This window comes from Pantoea sp. SGAir0184, from assembly GCF_043544755.1.
Map to the genome: position 1 here is coordinate 490,483 of NZ_CP028050.1, position 20,660 is coordinate 511,142.

General features: G+C 57.2%; 15 protein-coding genes. 9 read left to right on the top strand and 6 right to left on the bottom strand.

Translation table 11 applies throughout. From position 1 onward, the window contains the following. Window positions 1-245: 245 nt before the first annotated feature. A complete protein-coding gene (locus C1N60_RS02380) occupies window positions 246-1,232 on the bottom strand; it encodes a Gfo/Idh/MocA family protein (RefSeq protein ID WP_394521324.1) in 987 nt (328 codons plus the stop codon). A gap of 137 nt (window positions 1,233-1,369) precedes the next feature. Here C1N60_RS02380 and C1N60_RS02385 point away from each other — a divergent pair, with 137 nt between their 5' ends. Further along, complete coding sequence (locus C1N60_RS02385) at window positions 1,370-3,058, top strand: chloride channel protein (protein WP_394521325.1); 1,689 nt, start codon at window positions 1,370-1,372, stop codon at window positions 3,056-3,058. Here the strand turns inward: C1N60_RS02385 and C1N60_RS02390 are convergent. Continuing rightward, window positions 3,055-3,555: a M48 family metallopeptidase gene (locus C1N60_RS02390; RefSeq protein WP_021509697.1), complete on the bottom strand. Its 501-nt coding sequence runs from the start codon at window positions 3,553-3,555 to the stop codon at window positions 3,055-3,057. The genes C1N60_RS02385 and C1N60_RS02390 overlap by 4 nt on opposite strands. A gap of 81 nt (window positions 3,556-3,636) precedes the next feature. Between C1N60_RS02390 and rlmG the strand changes: the two genes are divergently transcribed. Further along, window positions 3,637-4,755, top strand: a complete 1,119-nt coding sequence (gene rlmG / locus C1N60_RS02395; protein WP_394521326.1) for a 23S rRNA (guanine(1835)-N(2))-methyltransferase RlmG — start codon at window positions 3,637-3,639, stop codon at window positions 4,753-4,755. Here the strand turns inward: rlmG and C1N60_RS02400 are convergent, their stop codons facing one another. The 3 genes from C1N60_RS02400 to C1N60_RS02410 all read right to left on the bottom strand — a co-directional run bounded on the left by C1N60_RS02400 (window position 4,756) and on the right by C1N60_RS02410 (window position 11,481). Continuing rightward, entirely contained in the window at window positions 4,756-6,762 is a 2,007-nt protein-coding gene (locus tag C1N60_RS02400; RefSeq protein ID WP_394521327.1) for an oxidoreductase, read from the bottom strand. It lies immediately after the preceding gene. Between the two features lie 318 nt (window positions 6,763-7,080). Further along, entirely contained in the window at window positions 7,081-7,704 is a 624-nt protein-coding gene (locus tag C1N60_RS02405; protein ID WP_021509694.1) for a response regulator transcription factor, read from the bottom strand. Between the two features lie 99 nt (window positions 7,705-7,803). Beyond that, window positions 7,804-11,481 (bottom strand): ATP-binding protein, encoded by a 3,678-nt coding sequence (locus C1N60_RS02410; protein WP_394521328.1) that lies wholly within the window; start codon window positions 11,479-11,481, stop codon window positions 7,804-7,806. A gap of 500 nt (window positions 11,482-11,981) precedes the next feature. Between C1N60_RS02410 and C1N60_RS02415 the strand changes: the two genes are divergently transcribed. The 4 genes from C1N60_RS02415 (at window position 11,982) to C1N60_RS02430 (ending at window position 16,057) form a co-directional block, all read left to right on the top strand. Then, window positions 11,982-12,683, top strand: a complete 702-nt coding sequence (locus C1N60_RS02415) for a response regulator transcription factor (RefSeq protein ID WP_058759838.1) — start codon at window positions 11,982-11,984, stop codon at window positions 12,681-12,683. Window positions 12,684-12,852: 169 nt separating this feature from the next. Beyond that, on the top strand, window positions 12,853-13,884 hold the full coding sequence (gene idnD, locus C1N60_RS02420) for an L-idonate 5-dehydrogenase (RefSeq protein ID WP_058771317.1): 1,032 nt from the start codon (window positions 12,853-12,855) through the stop codon (window positions 13,882-13,884). Between the two features lie 9 nt (window positions 13,885-13,893). After that, window positions 13,894-14,658, top strand: a complete 765-nt coding sequence (idnO, locus tag C1N60_RS02425) for a gluconate 5-dehydrogenase (RefSeq protein ID WP_058759836.1) — start codon at window positions 13,894-13,896, stop codon at window positions 14,656-14,658. A gap of 79 nt (window positions 14,659-14,737) precedes the next feature. Beyond that, the gene (locus tag C1N60_RS02430) at window positions 14,738-16,057 is read left to right on the top strand and encodes a gluconate:H+ symporter (RefSeq protein ID WP_058771315.1); all 1,320 of its coding nucleotides are present in this window, start codon (window positions 14,738-14,740) and stop codon (window positions 16,055-16,057) included. Window positions 16,058-16,088: 31 nt separating this feature from the next. Here the strand turns inward: C1N60_RS02430 and C1N60_RS02435 are convergent, their stop codons facing one another. Continuing rightward, complete coding sequence (locus C1N60_RS02435; RefSeq protein WP_104093850.1) at window positions 16,089-16,799, bottom strand: polyphenol oxidase family protein; 711 nt, start codon at window positions 16,797-16,799, stop codon at window positions 16,089-16,091. A gap of 109 nt (window positions 16,800-16,908) precedes the next feature. Here C1N60_RS02435 and C1N60_RS02440 point away from each other — a divergent pair, with 109 nt between their 5' ends. The 3 genes from C1N60_RS02440 (at window position 16,909) to C1N60_RS02450 (ending at window position 20,412) form a co-directional block, all read left to right on the top strand. Beyond that, window positions 16,909-17,718 (top strand): 5'-nucleotidase, lipoprotein e(P4) family, encoded by an 810-nt coding sequence (locus C1N60_RS02440; RefSeq protein ID WP_058771313.1) that lies wholly within the window; start codon window positions 16,909-16,911, stop codon window positions 17,716-17,718. 580 nt (window positions 17,719-18,298) lie between these two features. Further along, window positions 18,299-18,940 (top strand): carbonic anhydrase, encoded by a 642-nt coding sequence (locus tag C1N60_RS02445; RefSeq protein WP_104188443.1) that lies wholly within the window; start codon window positions 18,299-18,301, stop codon window positions 18,938-18,940. A 2-nt stretch (window positions 18,941-18,942) separates the two neighbouring features. Then, window positions 18,943-20,412 (top strand): SulP family inorganic anion transporter, encoded by a 1,470-nt coding sequence (locus C1N60_RS02450; RefSeq protein WP_104188445.1) that lies wholly within the window; start codon window positions 18,943-18,945, stop codon window positions 20,410-20,412. Window positions 20,413-20,660 lie beyond the last annotated feature (248 nt).

The window sequence follows — 20,660 nt, forward strand, 5'->3', positions numbered from 1 at the left end:
TGTCCTGAAAATGAAAAAACGGCTGAGTCAGAAGACGTCAGCCGCTTTATAGAGCTGCAAGCAAACCTCGCCTTCCGGCAAGGTCTCACTTACAACACAGAATCAATTCCGGGTTGCCTGACGACCGGATGCGCTACGCATCGTAATGACGATCGGTCAGCTTACAAGTTACTCCCCTTTGCTGCCGCCAACATACGTGCAAGCGCGAGCAGATTCAATGGGGGAGTTGTAATATTTTGCAATATTTACACTTCTTTCCGATCCGCCGGAAACACCACGCCGGTCTGGCGACGAATCTCTGTCAGCAACCGGGCGGTAATGCGTGAAACCTCCAGCGCAGGGTGCTCCACCTGGCGCGTTTCCACCAGCCGGGCAAAGGTCTCTGCTTCATACAGCATAGTATTGATGTGCTGTGGCTGCGTCAGGTTCTGGCTCTCGCCGCCGCGCGGAATCAGGCGCAGCTGCTGGCACTCGGAAATTTTCTCTATCACCAGCGAGCCGGCTTCGCCCTGGATTTCGCTGGGAATCAGGGAATCACTGACTTTCGAGTGCAGCAGCGTGACGTCGAAATCGCCGTAGTCCAGCACTACCACGCCGTGCGCATCGACGCCGCTTGCCAGCAGCGAGGCCTCAGCTTTCACCTGCTGCGGCGCGCCCCACAGGGTAACGGCAGCGGCGAGGCAGTAGTAGCCGATATCCATGATCGAACCGTTGGACCAGCGCGGGTTAAAGGTATTCGGGTTCTCACCGTCGAGATAGCGCTGATAGCGTGACGAGTACTGACAGTAGTTGAACAGCGCTTTGCGCAGGGTGCCTAACTGCGGCAGCGCCTGTTGCAGGCGCAGGAACGTCGGCAGACTGGCGGTTTTGAACGCCTCAAACAGCACCACCTGATGCTGACGCGCACAGGCAATCATCGCCTCAGCTTCACGCAGGTTAGAGGCCAGCGGTTTTTCGCAGATGACGTGTTTGCCGTGCGACATGAACAGCAGTGCCTGCTCACAGTGCAGCGCATTGGGGCTGGCGATATACACCGCGTCGATTTCCGCACTTGCCGCCAGCGCCTCCAGTGAGGTAAAGGTCAGCGGACAGGGATAATCCGCGACAAAGGCGTCGGCCTGCTGCTGACTGCGTGAATAGACGGCGCTCAGTTTCATTTTGACGCTCTCATGCGCGGCGTCGATAAACTGGCGGGTGATCCAGTTGGTTCCCACAATGGCAAAACGTATCACGGCTGGTTCTCCTGCACTCTGAAAGCGGCAGAGTAGCATGTTCCCTGGCGGCGCAGGCAGGCGAAATTTGATCCTGCGATCCGCATTCCAATATGATGATGCTAAACCCTTTTTTAACCGACATGCGGGGACGCCGGGTGAGCGGAAGCAAACACGCACTGAACTGGACCACACTGCTGATCGCCATTCCGGTGGGCCTGGTGGCCTCGCTGGTCACGCTGGCGTTTCGCGGCATCATCGATCTCATCAATCATCTGCTGTTTCACAGCGACAGCGAAATCACGGTCGCGATGCACGTCTGGCCGTGGATCTTCTGGCCGATGCTGGTGGGGGCGGGCGGGCTGCTGGCCGGCTGGTTCCTGCGCTACGCGGTGGCGATTGAGCAGCAGGAGACGGTGAAAACCGATTACCTTGAAGTGATTAACGCGCGGCTGGATGCGGTGCCCACCAAAACCTCGCTGTTTCGCGCACTGTCGTCGATTGCCAGTATCGGCAGCGGGGCGTCGATTGGTAAAGAGGGGCCGATGGTGCAGTTGTCGGCGCTGAGCGGCAGCCTGCTGGGGCGCTGGCTGCCAGCGTCCCTCAATATGCGCAACAGCGACATCGTCGCGATGGCCGCCGCCGCCGGTCTGTCGTCGGTGTATCACGCCCCGCTGGCGTCGGCGATTTTTGTCGCGGAAATTGCGTTTGGTATCTCTGCGCTACAGCGGCTGATTCCGCTGATTATCGCCTCGGCAGTGGCGGTGATGACCATGTGGTCACTGGGCTTTCGCAGCGCGCTCTATCCGCTCTCCGACACGCTGTTTCAAATGGATCTCACCAGCCTGCTGATGACGATAATCATTGGTTTTGCTGCGGGCGTGGCAGGCTGGCTATTGATCAAGCTGATTTCACGCAGCAAAGCGTTATTCAGCCGCGTGCGCTCGCTGCCGCTCAGGCTGGGCGCAGGCGGCTTTGCGGTTGGCTTACTGGCGCTGATCTCCACCGATATCCTCGGTAACGGCTATGAAGTGATCGTGAAAATCATTGAAGGCAACTATCTGCTGGCGGGTCTGCTCGGCCTGCTGGTGCTGAAAATGCTGGCGACCACGCTCTCGGTCGGCTCGAACGCGGTAGGCGGCCTGTTCACGCCCTCATTATTGATTGGTGCGCTGCTCGGCGTGGCGCTGGCACAGACTGGCGTGCTGCTGCATCTGCCGGTGGGCAATACACTGCTGTATGCGGCGGTGGGCATGGCTGCGGTGCTGGCGGCGGTCAGTCAGGCGCCGCTGATGGCGATGCTGATGGTGCTGGAGATGACGCTCAACAGCAGCCTGCTGTTCCCTCTGATGATCGCCTCGGTACTGGCGTCAATGCTGGTCTACCGGCTGCAGTCCGCCAGCACCTATCCGGTGGTAAGCCATCACCTTAATCGTTCAGAAGCGAAATATGATTTTGATAATATGCGGGTTGATCAGCTGATCATCCCCGGTGCGGCGCTGCAGCCGGCGGAATCGGTCGGGCAGGCGCTGGCGGTGAGTTCACTCAAGCGCGAGCGCTACGTTTACGTCATTAATCAGGCCGGTCAGTTTCTTGGCGTGGTATCAATTCATGACATTTCGCGCAAAGTGCTGGCACAGGAGATCACGCTGGATTCGCCGGTCAGCAGCGTGATGGATGATAATTTCCCCTGCATTTACCAGCACCAGAGCATGCGTGAAGGCTGGGAGGCGTTTGCGCGCGTGACGCTGGAGCGTTTACCGGTGCTGAATAATGCGCAGGAGCGTCGCTTCCTTGGCGCATTGACCAAAACCAGTCTGATCCAGAAAGCGCAGGAGTTTCTTTAGGCTGCGTTGCCGCGCAGCGCCTGTTCGGTCATCCACAGGCGTGCGTCGAACTCCAGCTGGTGGTAGTCCGGTTCCATGTGGCAGCACAGCTGATAAAAGGCTTTGCTGTGATCTTTCTCTTTCAGGTGCGCCAGTTCGTGCACCACGATCATGCGCAGAAAGGGTTCCGGCGCGAGGCGGAAAAAGGTCGAGATGCGAATTTCGGCCTTGGCTTTCAGGTTACCGCCTTGCACGCGGGAAATGGCGGTATGCAGGCCAAGTGCATGCTTCATCACTTTGATTTTATTATCCCAGATGACCTTGCTCACCGGCGGCGCGCTGCGCATATAGCGGTTTTTCAGCGCCTGCGTGTAGTCATAAAGCGCGCGGTCGCTGACGACGTCGTGCGTATCGGGATAGCGCTGCTGCAAAAAGGCGGCTAATCGCTGATTATCAATCAGCACTTGCACCTGTTCGAGGATGTTTTCAGGGTAACCCTGCAGATAGATTAATGACATTGGGATTCCCGACGAAAGACAGTATACTGCGCCCCCTTTTCAGGGCGAAAATCGCGCAAAGTGTACCACGCCGGAGATTCCATGAGCCAACTTGAACTGACCGATCGCACGCTGACGCTTCAGCGCTTCCCGCCGATGCGCGAAGAGAGCCCGCTACAGGCGTGGGACGCCGCAGATGAATATTTGCTGCAGCAGGCGCTGCCGGCAGGCCCGGTGCTGGTATTCAATGACAGCTTTGGCGCGCTGACCTGCGGGCTGAACGATCGGGAAATCTGGCACGTCAGCGACTCGTGGCTCAGCCAGCAGGCCGCCCGGCAGAATCTGCGTCTCAACGGTCTGGATGAAGCGTCGGTACACTTTCTTGATAGCCTGGCGCCGTTGCCGGCTGGCCCGGCGGCGGTACTGATTAAGCTGCCCAAAGCGCTGGCGCTGCTTGAGCACCAGCTGCGCGCGTTGCGGACGGTCGTCACGCCGGATACCCTGATTCTGGCGGCCGGTAAAGCCAAAGATATCCATAATTCCACGCTGCAGCTGTTTGAACGCATTCTTGGTGAGAGCAAAACCTCGCTGGCGTGGAAAAAAGCGCGTCTGATTTACAGCCATTTCAGCGCCCCGGCGCTGGCGGACGTGCCGGCGACCACCGTGTGGCCGCTCGACGAGACGCCGTATCACATCCACAATCACGCCAATGTGTTCGCCCGCGCGGCGCTGGATATTGGCGCGCGCTTCTTTCTGCAACACCTGCCGCACGATATTGAGGGCGAAATCGTCGATCTCGGCTGCGGTAACGGCGTGATCGGCCTGCAGGCGCTGGAACAGAATCCGCAGGCCGAGGTGCTGTTCGTCGATGAATCTTACATGGCGGTGGCTTCCAGCCAGCTTAACGTTGAGCTCAACCGGCCACAGGATCTGGCGCGCTGCCAGTTTCGGGTTAACAACGTGCTGAGCGGTTTTCCGTCGGACCGGCTGCATGCGGTGCTGTGCAATCCGCCGTTCCATCAGCAGCACGCGGTGACCGACCACCTGGCGTGGCAGATGCTGCGTGACGCCAAACGCTGCCTGCAGTATGGCGGCGAGCTGCGCATCGTCGGCAACCGCCACCTTGGCTATCATCAGAAAATGAAGAAGCTGTTTGGCAACTGCGAACTGGTGGCCTCTAACGCCAAATTTGTGGTACTGCGTTCGGTCAAGCTGCGTTAATCACAAGCTGAGCGCCAGTTTGGTGGCCTGAGCAATGGCGCGCCGTGCATCCAGCTCCTGCGCGACGTCGGCGCCGCCGATCAGCCGCACGGCTTTGCCGCGTGCGGTCAGCGCCTGCGCCAGCGTACGCAGCGGTTCCTGACCGGCGCAAATCACGATGTTATCTACCGCCAGCGTCAGCGCTTCCCCCTGATGGCGCAGGTGCAGCCCGTCATCATCAATCTTCAGATACTCGACATCGCCCCACATCTGCACGCCGTGCGCCTGCAGGCTGGCGCGATGGATCCAGCCGGTGGTTTTCGCCAGCCCGGCGCCCGGTTTGCCGGATTTACGCTGCAGCAGCCAGATCTGGCGGTCGGCAGGAGCCGGCTGTGGACGCATTAAACCGCCGCGCGCCTGCAGGCTGCGATCGATGCCCCAGTTTTGGTAGAAGTCTTCCTCGCGACCGGCGTGCTGCAGCAGAAACTCCGCGGTGTCGAAACCAATGCCGCCGGCACCGATAATCGCCACGCGCCGGCCAACCGGTTTTTTGTCGCGTATCACCTCGAGATAGCTCAGCACGCTGGGGTGATCGATGCCCGGAATCGCCAGCTGGCGCGGTGTGATGCCGGTCGCGATGATGACTTCATCCGCCTGTTCCAGTTCGTCGGCGCTGACGCGATGATTCAGGCACAGCTCAACACCTGCGGCTGCCAGCTGATGGCGGAAATAGCGCAGCGTTTCGCTGAACTCCGCCTTGCCGGGGATCTGGCGGGCGATATTAAACTGGCCGCCAATCTGCGCATTGGCTTCATACAGGGTGACGTGATGGCCGCGCTGCGCCGCCTGCAGCGCGAACGCCATACCGGCCGGACCGGCACCTACCACCGCCAGGCGTTTTGGCTGCGCGGCGGCGATGACCGGCATCAGCGTTTCATGACAGGCGCGCGGATTGACCAGGCAGGAAGTGACCTTACCGGCAAAGATTTGATCGAGACAGGCCTGATTACAGGCGATGCAGGTATTGATGGCGTCGGGCTGGCCCGCCTGCGCTTTGCTGACAAACGCGGCATCGGCAAGAAATGGCCGCGCCATCGACACCATGTCGGCAATACCGTCGCGCACAATCTCCTCCGCTACCTGAGGATGATTGATACGGTTGGTAGCGATAACCGGTACGCTGACGTGCTGGCGCAGATGCTGCGTGACCCAGGCGAAACCGGCACGCGGCACGCAGGTGGCAATGGTGGGAATGCGGGCTTCATGCCAGCCAATGCCGCTGTTGAACAGCGTCACGCCGCGCTGCTCCAGCGCCGTGGCAAGCTGCAGCGTCTCCTGCAGCGAGCTGCCGTTATTCACCAGGTCGAGCATCGACAGGCGAAAAATAATGATGAAGGCTTCACCGACGGCGGCGCGCACCGCCTGCGTCACTTCCAGTGCAAAGCGCTGCCGTCGCGCCACATCACCGCCCCAGCCGTCGTCGCGCTGATTGGTATGGGCGACCAGGAACTGATTAATCAGGTAGCCTTCGGAACCCATGATTTCGACGCCGTCGTAACCGGCCTGCTGCGCCAGCCGGGCGCAGCGCGCGAAATCCGCGATGGTTTGTGCAATCTGCGCTTCGCTCAGTGCCTGCGGTGTAAACGGGTTGATGGGCGCCTGTAACGCCGAGGGCGCCACCAGATCGCGCTGATAGCTGTAGCGTCCGGCGTGCAGGATCTGCAGCGCAATTTTGCCCCCCTGTGCATGTACCGCATCGGTTATCTGGCGGTGCCAGCCGCACTGGGTTTCGTCTGTGAGCATGGCTCCGCCCTGCGCCACCACGCCCTGCGCATTGGGCGCGATGCCGCCGGTCACAATCAGCGCAACGCCTTCCCGGGCGCGCTCGGCGTAGAAGGCAGCGAGGCGCTGAGCGCCATCAGCATGCTCTTCCAGACCGGTGTGCATTGAGCCCATCAGGAAACGGTTTTTCAGTTGCGTAAAGCCCAGATCCAGCGGGGCAAACAGATGCGGATAACGCTCAGTCATGATCACTTACTCAGTGAGTGGTCGGATGAGTGAACTCTAGCGGGAAAAGTGCGGGCTGGAAATTTGCGGCGCTCAGCCTGTGAGAAACATCAAAAAAAAGCAGGGCGGCAAGTCGCAGACGAAAGTATCGGACCACTTTCGCCAGGCACGGGAAGAAACCTGCGCGCCCTGTAATGGCATGAAGATTGGGCTAATAAATTAGCTCTGTGGTTATAAATTCCTGTATGACTCAATCTCTATAACAATCCCGGGTGAGGACGAGGTGATGATGCCATGCCTCAGTCGAATTAATCCGCAAGACTGGTCTTGATTTTGGCTTCAGCAGGCACCGTTTCGCCGTGCCAGTTCGATAATATCGACCAGATTCTTTGATTCGAGCTTTTGAAAAATCTTAGTTTTATAAGTACTGATAGTTTTGTTATTTAATCCTAATTCACAGGCAATGATTTTATTGGATTTTCCCTGCGCCAGCTGACGTAAAATAAGCGTTTCCCGCTCGGTCAGGCGCGACAACATATCCTGTTCATTCACATAGCGCTGGCGCCGGTCAAGAATATCGCCGGGCAGATAATTTACATTGTTAAATACGCAGCCAATGGCAGCGATCAGCGTCTGAATCGGATCGTATTTCGACACGAAGCCGTTAGCGCCCTGACTAAGCGATTGTATAAGCAGGTGATTGTTACTGCTCTGACTGAGCAGAATGACTTTCATCCAGGTTTTAGATTTTACGATATCGCGTAAAAAGGCGATGCCATTTTTCTCTTTAAAATCAGGATCTAAAATCAGGATGTCGATGTGCTGATGAATAACATCGTCAATACCATCATTAATTGTGTTTGCTGTAGTGACACAATTAAAGCCATTCATTAATAATAAAGCCTGCACCCCAGCCGCAACAAGGCGATGCTCATCAACGATGAGAATTTTTGCATTAAACATAGATCTCCCTTTTACGACACCGATATGATGGCGCTGGCGGACATTATGTCTGGCGGCTTATCCCGGCGAACCGAGAAATGTCTTGATAAGATTATGTTTTTATAAAACCTGCTGATTTTTCAGCCGATATTGTTCAAAGATAATTAATGTTTCATTGACGGTGTTAATTTCGCACGCGATGGCGGCAATCAGTTGCGCGACATCGTGTCCTTCCTGCTGGTGTTTCTCCAGCTTGCGCCCCAGCTCCATCAGCGCGCTGGCGTTAAGAATGCTGGCACCGCCTTTCAGCTTATGGCCAAGCTGTGACAGCGCGTGAGTATCAGTGGTTTGCTGCAGTGCTGCCAGTAATTCATCGTGGCTGGTGCGAATGCTCTCCAGCAGGGTGATGCAGCTGGCGGGATCGCGCTCAGCCAGCTGCATCAGCAGCGGCGCAAAAGTCGGAACCGCCACAGGGGCCGGCAGCGCGGCGACGGGGATGTCAGCAGCAGGTTGCCCGGTCAAGCCGGCTGCAGCCTCGCTGTCAGGCGCGTTTGGCGTGCGGCGCGGACAGTGGGTGATTTGCGCCAGCAACGTATCCAGATTCAGCGGTTTGAACAGACAGTCGTTCATGCCAGCCTGCAGGCAGCGCTGCATGATGTGCTGCTCGGCGGAGGCGGTCAGGCCGTATAGCGTGATCGGCGGCAGATGATGGTGGCGTTCATGCTGGCGCAGCGCCTGGGCAAATTCAAACCCGTTCATGCCGGGCATATTGCAGTCGGTAATGATTAAGTCAAAGCGCAGCGGATCCTGCTGCCACAGCTTCAGCGCTTCGACGGCGCTTTCGCTCACCACCACCTGATGGCCCGCCAGCTCCAGCTGTTTACCCAGCAGCAGGCGATTAGGCGCATGATCATCAATCACCAGCACCGACAGCTTGTCGGTGACCAGCGGCTGTGACAAATGCGGTTGAGTTTGATCGCGCGGTTCGCCGGCCGGCGCGCGGAAGTAGAAGGAGAACACCGATCCTTCACCTGGCGTACTCTCCACAATCAGTTCGCCATCCAGCAGCTCTGCCAGATTGCGGCAGATGCTCAGGCCAAGACCGGTGCCAATCTGCTGCTGCTGACGTTCACCGACCTGGACAAACGGCTCAAAGATAGCCTGCTGCTGCTCCTCAGTCATGCCGCAGCCGTCATCGCTCACTTCTATGACGAACTCACAACCTTCCTCATCCTGGCCAATCCCCTGCATCAGCACCACGGTTACGCTGCCGCGATCGGTAAATTTAATGGCGTTACTCAACAGGTTAGACAGGATCTGGTTGATCATCAGCGGATCGGTCTGTACCCAGTAGGCCGCGATGTCCATTTCTACGCGCAGATCGATCCCTTTGCTTTCGGCCTTGTTGCGAAACAGCGTCACCGCCTGATCGATCACATCCGGCAGGTAGACGGTTTCCGGCGTGGGTTGATACTGACCAGATTCGATCTTCGACAGATCGAGAATATCGCCAATCAGCGACAGCAGCGCGCGCGCCGAGCTGTAGGCGACGCGAATATTCTCTGACAGCGTCTCACACGGCTGCGAGCGGGTTTCCAGCTCCAGCAAACCAATGATGGCGTGCAGCGGCGTGCGGATCTCATGGCTCATGCTGGCGAGAAACTCACTTTTGGAGCGGTTGGCTTTGTCTGCGGTGTCCTTGGCCAGCTGCAGCTCCTGCAGCAGCGCGTTACGTTCGGTGACATCGACCCAGCCGCCGATCACCCCGGCAACTTCCCCCAGCCGATCGCGAAACGGCAGCGTCCAGTGATACAGATGGAAGGCCTGCTGGCCAAACATCAGCTGGACGTCGCGCATTACCGCTTCTCCATCCAGCAGCGTCTGCTGGTAACCATCTTCAATGGTATGAATGCTGGCGTTATTGGTGTTGAACACGTCCGACAGTCGTTTACCGATTACCTCGTCGCGTTTGATGTGCAAAAAGCGCAGATAGGCATTGTTACAGTCCACCAGCCGCGTTTGCTTATCGCGGATGTACATTGCCACCGGCGAGTCATTAAACAGCGTGTGGGTAAAATTGAGCTGATTTTTCAGCGCATTCTCTGCCTGCATACGCTGCTGAATCACTTTGCGCAGATGGTGGTTCCACAGCAGGATCAACAGAATCAATCCCAGCGATACCGAAACGATCAGCAGAATCGTTTGCTTGTAATTCTGCCACGAGCTGCTGAGAAACGGCGGTTCCGCCTGACGCCACTGCGCCATTAGCTTAAACAGCGTTTCCGGCGGGATGGCCAGCAACGCTTTATCGAGAATGCTGATCAGCGTCTCATTGCCGGGCTCTACGCGCATCACAAAGCGTGCGGGATCGGCGCCCAGCGTACCCTCGACGATCAGCCCGCTGCCAAAATGGTTGCGCAGATGGTAGTCGGCAAAAATTTTCGGCACGATCACCGCATCGACCTTGCGCGCCAGCAGCTGGCGCAGCGCATCCAGCGGACGATCGGTATCGCTGACCGACAGGTGCGGATAGTGCTCCTGCAGCCAGCTTTTCATCAGCGGATTTTTTAGCATCAGCGCCGAACCAAACGGAAAGGTGTCGCGCGCCATAATGTTTCCCGGCTGCTGATTGCGGATGATCACCCAATGCGAAACCAGCCACGGACGCGTAATCAGAGCCGGTTGTGCTTCGAACTGTGGCTCCAGAATTTCCAGCGGAAACAGCTTTGGCAAAGGACGTCCGCCGGGGTGTTCATGACTGGCGTGCGCTACAAAATTCAGGCCGGTCTGGCTGGTGATCAGCTCCAGCACGTCCGGTGCCATGCCGCGAAACTGCTCTGCCGGCGTCCGGCTGCTGAGCGGTGCCTGCGCCAGCGGCAAGGTGGTCTCGATGTGAATGTTGTTTTGCAGCCACTGCTCTTCGTCGGCGGTGAGCGCCAGCGGATTGCGTTGCAGTACATGATGGGGATCGAGCTGCCAGCGTTTGGCAATCTGCATGCGGATAGACAGCGGAATCTGCGGCAGCGCCTGGTTGATGGCCTCGGCCAGCGCAGGATACAGTGGACTGATGCCGAAACCGACGTTGAGCGGAATCGTATGCTCGTCGGCGAGAATTGTGAGCGCGTTGGCAAACAGATAGCGATTGAGGTGCGTCAGCGTTGCCGCGTTTCCCCAGACGCGCGCCGTCTGGCCATAAACGGTGGCGGCGACGGCATCATAGTAGCCCGGGAAACGCACCAGCTGCGCGTTTTCGTATGTCTCTTCCAGGTACTGGCGCTGCAGCGGCGTGCCTGACCAGGCGATTTGCTCGGGCATGCCGTTATTGAGAAAAAGGTCGCTGTCGGTCTTCAGTCCCATCACGCTGTAATCCAGCATCCACGGGGCGCTGGCCAGCAGCGGCTGCGACTGTGACGACGGCTGGGCGACGTAAATCGCCAGCATATGCATTTCGCCTTTCAGCACCGCCTGCTGCGCGGCGCTATGACTGGGGAAGTGATAAAGCTCAATGCTGGTCTCCAGCATGCTTTGAATCAGCGACAGGTAGTCGGCGCTCAGGCCTTCGAAGCGGCGCGTATCGGTATCCATATATATCGGTGGCTGTGATTTACCGGCCACTGCGACTTTAATCACTTTATTTCGAAAGGCAGAAGAGATGGGCTCAGCCAGCTGCAGCGCGGGCTGTGCGGTATCGTAACGCGCTAAAAGCTGCAAAGGTTTGACCTGCGCCTGCAGCGCGCCGCAAAAAAAAATAAACAGGACCACGCCCGCCAGACGGATGAAATTAACAGGATTAAACACCGTGCGTTCCTGAAGAAAATAAAGTCATTAATGCCGATAAGGGAAAAGGAGTATAAAGAGATTTTTCCCGCCTGCCTGATCTAATGCCGCATTAAGGATATTTTGCGACCATTCTCGAATGTTTAACTTATTATTAACATTCATGATTTTTTTTAGATGTTGCTTTTGCTTTGATTTCAAATATTTCAACGATTTATCCATAAAATGACCTTTCAAGACAATTCTTATGTGGTCCATTCGCAGAGTTACGTCAGAATTTTCGCAGTTTTTCCGGGGCCGCTCACCGCTGCTGTCCATTCATCCGGTAAAACTACCTTTTAATTAGCGGTAATAAGTTAAACGCGTAAGCAAAATTCTAATTTTTGTTAACCTGGTGACGTTTGGTTTAAACCGCTGCAGGCGATTTTCTCAGCAGCGGTCAGCGCATACTTTCAGGTCATTTTCACTGGTGTGGTTATCAGTACTGGACAAAATTGAGACTGTAATAAAGGAATAAAAGAATGGTATATGCACATAATAAACAGGTGCGTGTCGCTGTCCTTGATGATCACCCGATGGTTCGTACCGTTTTCGAGTTATGCCTGAAACACGAACCCGATATTCATCTGGTCGGGACCTGGTCTTCAAGTAATGAACTGTTTAGTCAGCTGCGCAGCACCACGGTGGATGTGCTGGTGCTGGATTTTTTGCTGGGCGAGCGGGAACTGGATGGCCTGGCCCTGGTGAAACAGCTGCGAAATCACTATCCGCAGCAAAAGATTTTGATCTCATCGTCCATGGAGAGTCCGGCGATTGTCAAAATGGTGCTGAGCGCCGGCGTTAAGGGCTTTATTGGAAAAAGCCACAATATGCAGGAGATCGTCCAGGCGATTCGTCAGGTGGCGCAGGGGCGGCTATTCCTGTCGCAGGAAGTGGCGTACGAGGTGGAAAACCTCTACGTGATGAATGAAGACGCCATCAACGAAAACCTCGATCTCTCCAGCAAAGGCAATATGTACGAGAAGGTCAAAACCCTTAGCCCGCGCGAAGTAGAAGTGGTGCGCTGTTTTCTGGATGGGCTCAGCGTGTCGCAAATTGCCGTGAAGTTTAAACGCAGCCGCAAAACCGTGAGCGGACAAAAGCAGTCGGCGCTAAAAAAGCTCGGCCTGCGCTCGGATTCGGAATTGTTCAAATACAGCCACGACCTGATGTCGGGTAGCTAATCCTTGTTTAAGGCGGTCAGGAATGGCCGCCGTCTCCTTTTCCGCCTCTCTGCATCACGTTCCCGGTAACAGCCGTTTTGTAACATCGCTTTGAGTGATGTCCGTCACAGTTTCGCCGGCCGTATCCCGCTGTGATAGCCCCCATTGCTACAGCACTGAAGGGGCTACAATGAACATTGAAACGCAATCCTGCGTCATTACCGGCAAAAAACAGGTCAGCGTCGCACAGCAGCAGGTGCAGTGGGACGGCACCGGCACGCTGGTGCGCATCACGCGCGGCGGCATCTGCGGGTCCGATCTGCACTACTATCAGGAAGGTAAAGTCGGCAGCTTCGAAGTGAAGATGCCGATGATCCTCGGCCATGAAGTGATCGGCTACGTGGTGGAGAGCGACGATCCGCAGCTCCAGCCCAACCAGAAAGTGGCGGTCAATCCCTCAAAGCCGTGCGGCAGTTGTAAATACTGCCTGCGCGAGCAGCAAAATCAGTGCACCTCAATGCGCTTTTTCGGCAGCGCCATGTATCTGCCGCACGTGGATGGCGGCTTCACGCAATACAAAGTGGTCGATAGCGCGCAGTGCGTGCCGTTTCCGCAGGAGGCAGATGACAGCGTAATGGTGTTTGCTGAACCACTGGCCGTGTGCATCCACGCCACGCAGCAGGCGGGCGATCTGAGCGGCAAAACCGTGTTCATTTCCGGCGTCGGGCCGATTGGCTGTCTGATTGCCGCCGCTGCCAAAGCCCGCGGAGCCGCGGAGATTATTTGCAGCGATATCAGTGAACGCTCGCTCAGCCTGGCACAGCAGATGGGTGCGACCGGCGTGATCCACGCGGCTAACGGTGATTTCACGCCCTACCTTGCAGATAAAGGCTTCTTTGATGTCGCTTTCGAGGCTTCCGGCCATCCATCTTCGCTGCAGCGCTGTCTCGACGTGGTGTGCGCCAAAGGCACGCTGGTACAGGTTGGCATGGGCGGCACCATTCCGGATTTTCCGCTGATGACGCTGATCGCCAAAGAGATCAATCTGGTCGGTTCTTTCCGTTTCACCCACGAATTCAACACGGCGGTTGACTGGCTGGCACGCGGCGTGGTCAATCCGCTGCCGCTGTTCAGCGGGGAGTATGACTTACAGGATATCGACGCGGCGCTGCAGTTTGCCGGTGATAAAACCCGGGCGGCGAAAGTCCAGTTAACGTTTTAAGGAGTCAGTATGAGTCAGCTATTTTCCCTGGCGGGCAAGCGTGTGCTGCTCACCGGTTCGGCGCGCGGCATCGGTTTTCTGCTGGCGCGCGGTCTGGCGGAGGCGGGCGCGGAAGTGATCATCAACGCCACCACCGAGGGCGGCGCAGAGCAGGGCGCGGCGAAACTGCGCGAGCTGGGTTATCACGCGCGGGCGAAGGCCTTCGACGTCACGCAGTCGGCGCAGGTTCAGCAGGCGGTGGAGGAGATTGAAAGTCAGTGGGGCGCGATTGATATCCTGGTGAACAATGCCGGCATTCAGCGCCGCCGGCCGTTTCTCGAGTTTCCCGAGCAGGACTGGAACGACGTGATTGCCGTCAACCAGACAGCGGTGTTTCTGGTGTCACAAACCGTGGCGAAAAGAATGGTGCAGCGTCAGCGCGGAAAAATCATCAACATCGGCTCGATGCAGAGCGAACTGGGGCGCGACACCATCACGCCATATGCCGCCTCCAAGGGCGCGGTCACCATGCTGACGCGCGGCATGTGCGTGGAGCTGGCGCGCCACAATATTCAGGTTAACGCCATTGCACCGGGCTATTTCGTCACCGAGATGACCCAGACGCTGGCTGACGATCCGGCCTTCACCGGCTGGCTGACCAAACGTACGCCGGCCGCACGCTGGGGCAAGCCGGAAGAGCTGATTGGCGCGGCGGTGTTCCTGGCGTCGGGCGCATCTGATTTCGTCAATGGCCACCTGTTGTTTGTTGATGGCGGTATGCGCGTCGCCGTGTAATGCCGTGGCGCGGCTGGCGTAATTGCCGGCGCGCGCCTAAACCTTAAACACCCCTCTGTCTTCCTAAGGATAATAAAAAATGCCAATAACCATAATTGTGCTGGGTGTGATACTGCTGCTGGTTCTGATGATTGTCTTCAAGGTCAACGGCTTCATTGCGTTGGTGTTTGTCTCGGCGGTGGTAGGTATCGCCGAAGGCATGACGCCGCTCAATGTGATGGCCTCGATTCAGAAAGGCATTGGTTCCACGCTCGGCGGCCTGGCGATGATCCTCGGCTTTGGTGCCATGCTCGGGCGGCTGGTGTCCGATACCGGCGCTGCCCAGCGGGTGGCCACCACGCTGATTGCCGCGTTCGGTAAACAGCGGCTGCAGTGGGCGCTGGTGGTCACCGGGCTGATCGTCGGCCTGGCGATGTTTTACGAAGTCGGCTTTGTGCTGTTGCTGCCGCTGGTGTTCACCATCGTTGCGGCGGCCGGACTGCCACTGCTGTACGTCGGCGTGCCGATGGTGGCAGCGCTGTCGGTGACGCACTGCTTCCTGCCACCGCATCCCGGTCCAACCGCCATTGCCACCATCTTTGGTGCTAATCTCGGCACCACGCTGCTGTACGGCTTAATCATTACCATCCCGACGGTGATCATTGCCGGCCCGATTTTCTCAAAATTCCTCAAAAGCTTCGAAAAGTCGCCGCCGGAAGGGCTGTATAACCCTAAAATCTTCACCGAAGAGGAGATGCCAGGCTTCTTTATCAGCATCTTTGCCGCGGTGATTCCGGTAGTGCTGATGGCGATTGCGGCAGTCTGCGAACTGACGATGCCGAAAGAGAATGCGCTGCGCCAGTTCTTTGAATTTATCGGCAACCCGGCGGTGGCGCTGTTTATCGCCGTGGTGATTGCGGTGTTTACCTTGGGTCTGCGCAACGGGCGCAAAATGGAGCAGGTGATGGATATGTGTGGCGATTCGATTGCCGCTATCGCCATGATCGTCTTTATCATTGCCGGCGGCGGTGCCTTTAAGCAGGTGCTGGTGGATAGCGGTGTCGGTAATTACATCGCCGATCTGATGAAAGGATCGTCGCTGTCACCGCTGCTGATGTGCTGGACGGTGGCGGCAATGCTGCGCATCGCGCTGGGATCGGCCACCGTCGCGGCGATCACCACCGCCGGCATCGTGACGCCGATCATTGCCGCCACCCATACCGATCCGGCGCTGATGGTGCTGGCCGTTGGTTCGGGTAGCGTGATCGCCTCGCACGTGAACGATCCGGGTTTCTGGCTGTTCAAAGGCTATTTCAACCTGAGCGTGGTTGAAACGCTGAAAACCTGGACGGTAATGGAAACGCTGATCTCCATCCTCGGCCTCGCCGGTGTGCTGGCGCTCAACGCCATCATTCACTAAGGCCCGCGCTTCACAGGGAGGTGAAGCGTGCTTACGCGCGGCGGCGAATCCACGAGAAACGTGACTGATAGCCGCTGTCAAAATGGGTGTTATAACGATAGCTCGATCCCGCCTCCGCCATGCAATAAGTACACACCGCCACGCGATCAATCTGCGCCGCCGGGATGCCGCGCTGTAACAGCAGGTCCTGCGCCAGTTGAGGCAAATCAAACCATACTCCCTGATGATGCGCCTGTGCCTGAGGTCGGATTGCCTGCGGATTATGCGGCTGTTGCTGTGACCAGCTTAACGCCGGCAGATCCGGGCGCTGCTGCATCTGTGCGATGCGATCAACGCCCAGCTCATAGCAGCACGGGCCGATCGCCGGACCGATCGCCACCAGCAGGGATGCCGGCGTCGCGCCACCCGCCAGCAGCTGATCGAGGGCACTGCTCAGCACGCCGCCGAGCGTACCCTGCAAGCCGGCATGCACCGCCGCCACCTGATGCGTTTTCACATCGGCAAACAGCACCGGCAGACAGTCAGCGGTGTAAACCGCAACCGGCCGATGATCGTCACCGATCACCCCATCGGATTCACAACTTTTCGGCGGCCGGTTTTGTCCGGCCAACACCACTTTTGCGCTGTGCCGCTGCTGTCCGTACGCCGCAGCGGCCGGTGCCGGCTGACCGGCAGGCTGAAAGGCATACTCCAGCCAGCGTTGACTCTCCAGCAGCGCCGAGCGCGGCCCGCGATTATCCATAAGTGTCTCCTGTGACCTGACCCCGGTTTTCCTCTGCCCACAGCTTACGTTAACTGCTACATTTTTAAAGCTTTACAAAAACTGACCATAATCACTTAAGGACGACATGATGAAAAACACCTCCTGGCTGGCCGCGGCGGGCCTGATTGCCCTGACGCTCACCGGCTGTGCCCAACCGCAAAAACAGCAGGCTCAGCAGCAACTCGGTCAGCAGTCGGTGCTGGCAGTCAACTGGTTCCAGCAGTCTGGCGAATATCAGGCGCTGAGCTGGCAGGCGTTCAACACGGCACGCATGGCGTTTGATAACGCTCCTTCGCTCACCGGCAAACCCAAAGCGGTGATTGTTGATCTGGATGAAACCATGATCGATAACAGCGCCTACAGCGCGTGGCAGGCAAAAAACGGCCAGCCGTTCTCCGGTAAAACCTGGTCAGCGTGGACGCAGGCGCGCCAGGCGACCGCAGTGCCCGGTGCCGTCGAATTTGCCAATTACGTGAATAGCCACGGCGGCACCATGTTCTACGTCTCGAACCGCGATCAGAAAGACTACGCGGCCACGGTCGATAACCTCAACAAGCTGGGCTTCAGCGGCGTAAGCGACAAAACCGTGCGTCTCAGTACCGGCAATTCCAATAAACAGGCGCGTTTCGACGCAATTAAAAATGCCGGCTACAACGTGGTGCTGTATATCGGCGATAACCTGAATGACTTCGGCGGCGCCACCTGGCATCAGGGTAACGCGCAGCGCCAGCAGTTTGTCACGCTCAACCATCAGCGTTTTGGCACCCAGTTCATTGTGCTGCCAAATCCACTGTACGGCGACTGGGAGAGCGGCATGGCTGAAAACTACAATAAGTTAACCCCGGAACAGCAGCTGCAGGTGCGTGAATCCCGCATGAAAGCCTGGAACGGTAAATAATTCGTCAAGCGAAATAGCGCCTGCCCTGGCGGGCGCTTATCGCAGGCGGTTAGCGCCAGTGATATTTACGTTTCTTTGTAATTATTATTCTGCTTATCATTTTCCCGATCTCTTACTTAATCCTTCCGCCGTCTTCAGTGAAATATCATCGCGAATAACGTTAAAACCAGCGAATATCACTATTCATAAATTTAGTAATTAGGATTTTTCTCAGCGAGCAGAGTGTAATCCACCATACCAGCGTAAAGGCGCAAAAGTTTTACGTGTATATATTTGTCAGTGCATCCGAAATGCGTTTTAAAAAATATTATTAATAGACTGATTATATTTATTTTTAATGAAATTCCTGCTGATTGCGTCACTTGCATTAACTTACTTTTTCATGACATTTGCTGACACTTATTTTACATAAGGTCGCTTCTTCTGCCGGGCTGAAATATTCCTGGTGCAAATCAATTCATAAGCGTCTATAACCAATTTCTGTGAGAAAGCGCCGTATTCACCTGCCACAGAACGCTAAAACCGTGCTGCGCCATGCATTTATTTGCCCGGAAGCGCTATTTGCGGATACAGAGAGAAGATAATTGTGACGACCCTTAAACCCTTATTAGCGAAAAATCGCAGTTGGGCACTCCAGCGCCGCGAGCGTAATCCAGATTACTTTGAACAATATCTGCATCAGCAGAAACCCCACTCCTTATGGATTGGCTGTTCCGACAGTCGCGTACCGGCAGAAGTGCTGACCGGCTCGCATCCGGGCGAGCTATTCGTGCACCGCAATATCGCCAATATGGTACTACCCGATGATGACAACTTTATCAGCGTGCTGCAGTACGCGATTTTTTATCTCGGCGTCGAGCGCATTGTGCTGTGCGGTCACTACGGCTGCGGCGGCGTGCAGGCGGCGCTGGGTCTGCCTGCCAGCCCGTTAGCGCAGGAGGATTCGGCGCTCGCCAGGCGCATTGCCGCGCTGCGGCGCGCATTGCAGCACGGGCTGGTGGCCTATCACGCCAGTCCCGCGCAGGAAGAGGAGAGCAGCAAGCTTAACCGGCTGATTGAAGCCAATGTCATCGCCCAGTTTAGCCAGCTGGTGCGCTGCGAGCCGGTGCAACAGGCCTGGCAGGCCGGACAGCAGCTGGATGTATTTGGCTGCGTTTATGACCTGCAGTCCGGCCATCTGAAAGAGTTAATCCAGCAATCGTCAGAGGAACCCTCATCATGAATCTGCAAACGCTTCGTCAGGATATTCCTGCTGGTCTGGTGGTGTTTCTGGTGGCGCTGCCACTGTGTCTGGGCATCGCGCAGGCCAGCGGTCTGCCGCCCTTTGCCGGTCTGCTCACCGGGGTGATCGGCGGTCTGCTGGTTACCGCGCTCAGTCCCTCGCGCTTTGCCGTGAGCGGCCCGGCGGCGGGGCTGGTGACCATTGTTGTGGCCTCAATCCAGACGCTCGGCAGCTTTTCCGCGTTTCTCACTGCGCTGATTCTGGCTGGCGTGCTGCAGTGCATGCTCGGCCTGCTGCGCGCCGGTCGTTTTATCTCGCTGGTGCCGGGCAGTGTCATCAAAGGGATGCTGGCGGCCATTGGCCTGCTGTTGATTATGCAGCAGATTCCGGTAGCGCTGGGCGCCGCGAGCGATGCCGGTCTGCAGTCGCTGGTCAGCGGGGAGTTTGCGTTTTCGCTCAGCGCGATGCTGGTGGCCGGTAGCGGGCTGCTGATTCTGTGGCTGTGGACCACGCCCGCGATCAAAGCGGTTAAAGCGCTGAGCTGGATCCCCGGCCCGCTGGTGGCGGTGCTGTTTGGCTGCCTCGCCACGGTGTTAGGCGATCGCCTGTTTCCCAGCCTCGGCGAAGGCCTGCCGCGTATCGTACTGCCGGCGTTTGACAGTATGTCGGCGCTGGTGGCGGAGCTGGAAACTCCTGACTGGCTGGCGTGGCAGAATCCGTCGGTGTGGGTGGTAGCGATTACGCTGGCGCTGGTGGCCAGCCTTGAAACGCTGCTCAGCCAGGAGGCGCTGAAAAAACTGCGTCCGCAGCACCCGGCGCCGTCACCGAATAAAGAGATGTTCGCGCAGGGCATCGGTAACCTGACCGCCGGCTTACTCGGGGCGATGCCCATTACCGCGGTGATTGTGCGCAGTTCGGTCAACGTCAGCGTGGGTGCCCAAACCAAACTGTCGATTCTGCTGCACGGCGTGCTGCTGCTGATTTGTGGCTTGTGGTTCAGCGCTCTGCTTAACGCGATTCCGCTCGCCAGCCTGGCGGCGGTGCTGCTGTATACCGGCTATAAGCTGGCAACGCCGCGCCTGTTCGTCGAACAGATTCGCATGGGCGCGCAGCAGTACGTGCCGTTTCTTGCCACCATCGGCGGTATCATTGTGTTTGGCATGCTGGCCGGGATTGGTATCGGTATCGCGACGCAGATTCTGTGCAGCATCTACCAAAGCCATCGCAACGCGCTGCAACTTACCCGCTATGACGACCATTACGTGCTGCGCTTTCAGCAAAACCTGACCTTTATGCACAACCCGAAGTTGCAGGGGCTGCTGGCGGAGATCCCGGAAAATAGCGTGGTGATTGTCGATCACGATAACGCCGAGTATATGGATCCGGACGTGAAAGCGGTGCTGCAGGATTTCGGGGATAGCGCCGGTGAGCGCGGCATCCGGCTGAGCCAGTGGCCGGTGGCGGTGAAATAACGTTCCCGCGCGCAGTCATGCAGTTTTTTTCGCCAGAATCGGATATCCCGGATATCCGATTTTTTTATTTATACGGCATAATTGCCGCTCACTGCGCCTGCCTGTTTCACATGCTGCCGGCGGGGCTGGTAGCTCGTCTCTGGCTTTCATGGCAGAGTGAGCGCCGCTCAGTCGCAGAGCAGGGCGACGAATACCGGGTTAATTAGCGAATTATCGCACGGATTTTTCAGGTTAAATGATTGCTGATG